Annotated in this window: 6 protein-coding genes; all 6 read right to left on the bottom strand. The window is 28.1% G+C overall.

The window, feature by feature from the left end:
* Positions 1-518, bottom strand: a 518-nt coding sequence (locus tag VK998_RS12185; RefSeq protein WP_325228735.1) for a PAS domain S-box protein, incomplete at its 3' end; no start/stop codon positions are given.
* 30 nt (positions 519-548) lie between these two features.
* Positions 549-1,301, bottom strand: a complete 753-nt coding sequence (pgeF, locus tag VK998_RS12190) for a peptidoglycan editing factor PgeF (protein WP_325228737.1) — start codon at positions 1,299-1,301, stop codon at positions 549-551.
* Positions 1,302-1,322: 21 nt separating this feature from the next.
* Positions 1,323-1,778 carry a transcriptional regulator NrdR gene (gene nrdR, locus VK998_RS12195; protein WP_325228739.1) on the bottom strand — a complete coding sequence of 152 codons (456 nt, stop codon included), beginning with the start codon at positions 1,776-1,778 and terminating at the stop codon, positions 1,323-1,325.
* A gap of 68 nt (positions 1,779-1,846) precedes the next feature.
* Positions 1,847-2,089 carry a YlmC/YmxH family sporulation protein gene (locus VK998_RS12200; RefSeq protein ID WP_325228741.1) on the bottom strand — a complete coding sequence of 81 codons (243 nt, stop codon included), beginning with the start codon at positions 2,087-2,089 and terminating at the stop codon, positions 1,847-1,849.
* An 88-nt stretch (positions 2,090-2,177) separates the two neighbouring features.
* Complete coding sequence (sigG, locus tag VK998_RS12205; protein WP_325228744.1) at positions 2,178-2,960, bottom strand: RNA polymerase sporulation sigma factor SigG; 783 nt, start codon at positions 2,958-2,960, stop codon at positions 2,178-2,180.
* 155 nt (positions 2,961-3,115) lie between these two features.
* On the bottom strand, positions 3,116-3,765 hold a 650-nt coding region (gene sigE / locus VK998_RS12210; protein ID WP_325228746.1), incomplete at its 5' end, for an RNA polymerase sporulation sigma factor SigE.

The following is a 3,765-nucleotide window of genomic DNA, read 5'->3' on the forward strand; positions in this document are numbered from 1 at the left end:
ATTTTATTATTATTTCCAATTACTTGTAGCATTTTATTATTATTTCCAATTATATCCTTAAAGGTATAATTTTTAACTTTATCTTTCCTTTTACCTTTATTGTTAGTACTTTTTAATTCTTGTTGTAAATCTATTAACTTATCTGACAATTTTTTGAGATAGGTTATATCTTTGGCTATTTCCAAGGCTCCAACAACTTCTCCTTCAGCAAATAAGGGAATTGTAGAATTTATTGAAACGATATTTTGCCCCTTAAAATTAATATAAGTTTGGGTTTTATCTAGTATAGGTCTTTTCGTAATTAAAACTTTTATTAAAGTTGAAGTTTCTTCATTTAAACTAGGAAAAGTATCTAATAAATCTTTATTTATTACTTGTCTCGTCTTTAATCCTTCTAGTTTTGCCATAGCTTCATTATATAATATAGTCTTTCTATTTTTATCTACTACATGAATCCCTATATCTGTATAGTGCAAAATATTTTGCAGTACTAGCAAATTTAAGTCCTTTTCACTCATAATATCATCCTTTTAACTTAATCATAAAACTTAAATTAATCCAATAGCAGCTAACATCCTCTTATTAGTTCCTTTTTCTTTTCTGTAAGAGTAAAACTTATCTACTTCACAGCTGGTACAAATATCGGATACTATAATATTATCTCTTGAAATACCTTTTTCCATTAGTTGATATATATTTATTTTCCACAGATCTAAAAAAAACTTATTATTTTTATTGATTACTACATTAGGAAATTTATTATATCTTTGAATAAACTTTTGACTTAAATCTTGTCCAACTTCATAACAACATGGCCCTATGGATGGTCCTATACCTACTAATATATCCTTTTTATCAGAACTATACTTATCATTAAATATATCTATCATTTTACCACTTATATTTTCAAAAGTTCCTCGCCATCCTCCATGAGCCAGACCAACAATTTTCTTTGTCTTATCTAAAAAGTAAATAGGAACACAATCTGCATGGTAGGTTGTAAGAATAATATTTGCTACATTAGTTATTAAGCCATCCGCTTCTATCTGAGAAATTTTTTTAAAATTGTTTGCATCCCAGTTTAAGTCCCAGTCGATAATTTTAATATTAGTGCCATGAACTTGTTTAACAGCAATAATATTATCTTTCGATACTTTAAATATATGGGATATGTTCTTTGCTAAATTGTCATTATCCCAACCTATTCTAGAAGTAAAAAGATGATTAATATAATCTATATCTTTAAATGCTTTAAACTGATAATATAAAATTCCATTTTTATAATTTTCTATAATAGCCATAACTCACCTCGTTTAAATAATTTAACCTTCGCTTAATAGTTTGTTTAATTCTTCCATAAAAGTGTTTATATCTTTAAATTGTCTGTAAACTGAAGCAAATCTTACATAAGACACTTCGTCTATCTTTTTCAGCCTATTCATTATCATCTCGCCAATATGTTGACTAGTTATTTCTTTTTCCATAGAATTATATAGTTCTTTTTCAATTTCATCTACTGTTTCTTCTATCAAGTTTAAAGGAACAGGTCTTTTTTCACAAGCCTTTAAAATTCCATTTAAAATTTTATTTCTATCATAAGATTGTCTATTTCCATCTTTCTTCACTACAATCAAAGGTATCTTTTCAATTTTCTCATAAGTTGTAAACCTCTTAGAACATTTTAAACATTCTCTTCTTCTTCTGATAGCTTGTCCTTCATCGGTAGGTCTTGAATCTACTACCTTGCTCTCATAGTAATTACAGAATGGGCAATTCATCTTTACACCTCCCAATTTCCTCTTCAATTTGATTATAATATATCCTTTTTGAATTGTCTAATAGATTGCTATGATTCCATTTCTATATCCACTAATATTGCATCCATTCCAATTTGGACTATGTTTTTCCAGTCTATTATTAAATCATTGTTTTTCCCAAAAATTCCCAATACCTTCCCATGTCCTGGTATAACTATTGCAACTACTTTACCATTTTCTAAGTCTATTTCGAAATCATATATATAACCTATTTTTACTCCATCTCTTATATTTATTACTTCTTTTTCTCTCATTTCAGATAAATTAATCATTACCCCACCTCTTCTAATATTCTCTTTATTATATATATTTAAAGCTTTACCCAAAATATGCCTAATATTTAGTGGGGTAATATTTTTATTATATTAACTTTTTCATTTGTCTCAATGCATTTTTTTCCAATCTTGAAACTTGGGCTTGGGAAATCCCAATTTCTTCTGCTACCTCCATCTGTGTTTTCCCTTCATAAAATCTAAGGTTTAATATAAGTTTTTCCCTTTTGTTCAATCTACTTATGGCATCTCTAATTGCAATTCCTTGGAGCCAAACTTCATCTTCTGACTTTTCATCCTTTACTTGATCCATCACATATATAGCATCTCCACTATCATGATAAATTGGTTCAAACAAAGATATTGGATCTTGAATTGCATCAAGGGCAAAAACTACCTCTTCTTTTGGAAGACTTAGTTCTTCGGCTATTTCTGTAATAGTGGGTTCTTTTAAATTTTTATTAACCAAATGGTCCCGAGCTTGTAATGCTTTATAAGCTATATCTCTTAAGGATCTACTTACCCTTATAGGATTATTATCTCTTAAATACCTTCTAATTTCCCCTATGATCATAGGTACTGCATAGGTAGAAAACCTTACATTTTGACTTAAATCAAAATTATCTATGGCCTTTATTAAACCTATACAACCTACTTGAAATAAATCATCTACATTTTCTCCTCTTCTATTAAATCTTTGAATAATGCTTAAAACTAATCTTAAATTCCCTTGTATAAATTCTTCTCTAGCTTCCATATCTCCTGCCTTTATTTTTATAAATAATTTCTGCATTTCTTCATTTGTGAGTACTGGTAGTTTTGAAGTATTTACCCCACAAATTTCTACTTTATTTGTGCGCACCGTCTTCATTCCTTTCCCCGTGTTTTGCCCCTTCTTATATAAAATTATTGCCTCCTTTGAACTTTTTATTCAATTATAATTTGGTAAAATCGTCCATTTATATTTATTTCATTCTATATTAGCCTCTGTTATAAAATTAAAATGTGACAGAAATTTTACTTCCGTCACATTAATCTGATCATTTCTTTTTTCAATCTTTTTATTATCCTTTTTTCTAGTCTAGATATATAAGATTGAGATATACCCAATATATCTGCTACTTCTTTTTGAGTCATTTCTTTTCCATTTTTTAACCCAAAACGTAATTCTACTATTGTCTTTTCTCTTCCAGAAAGTTTATCAATTGCTTGGTTTAATAATTCTTTATCAACTTCTTCTTCTAAAAATTTAAATATAATATCTCCTTCAGTTCCCAAAATATCTGACAATAACAATTCGTTCCCATCCCAGTCTACATTCAAAGGTTCATCTAAGGAAACTTCTGACCTTAACTTATTATTACGTCTTAAATACATAAGTATCTCATTTTCTATACATTTTGATGCGTAAGTAGCCAGTTTTATGTTTTTATCAGGATTAAAAGTGTTTACTGCTTTAATTAATCCAATTGTCCCTATTGATATTAAATCTTCAATACATATACCAGTATTTTCAAATTTTCGTGCAATATAAACCACTAATCTTAAATTTCTTTCAATTAAAATACCCTTAATACTTTCATCATATTTTAACCTTTTTAAAAAATAACTTTCCTCTTCAGGTTTTAATGGAGGTGGAAGAACTTCTCCACTACCTATATAATAAATAGTATCCA

Source organism: Schnuerera sp., from assembly GCF_035459645.1.
Taxonomy (GTDB): domain Bacteria; phylum Bacillota; class Clostridia; order Tissierellales; family Tepidimicrobiaceae; genus Schnuerera.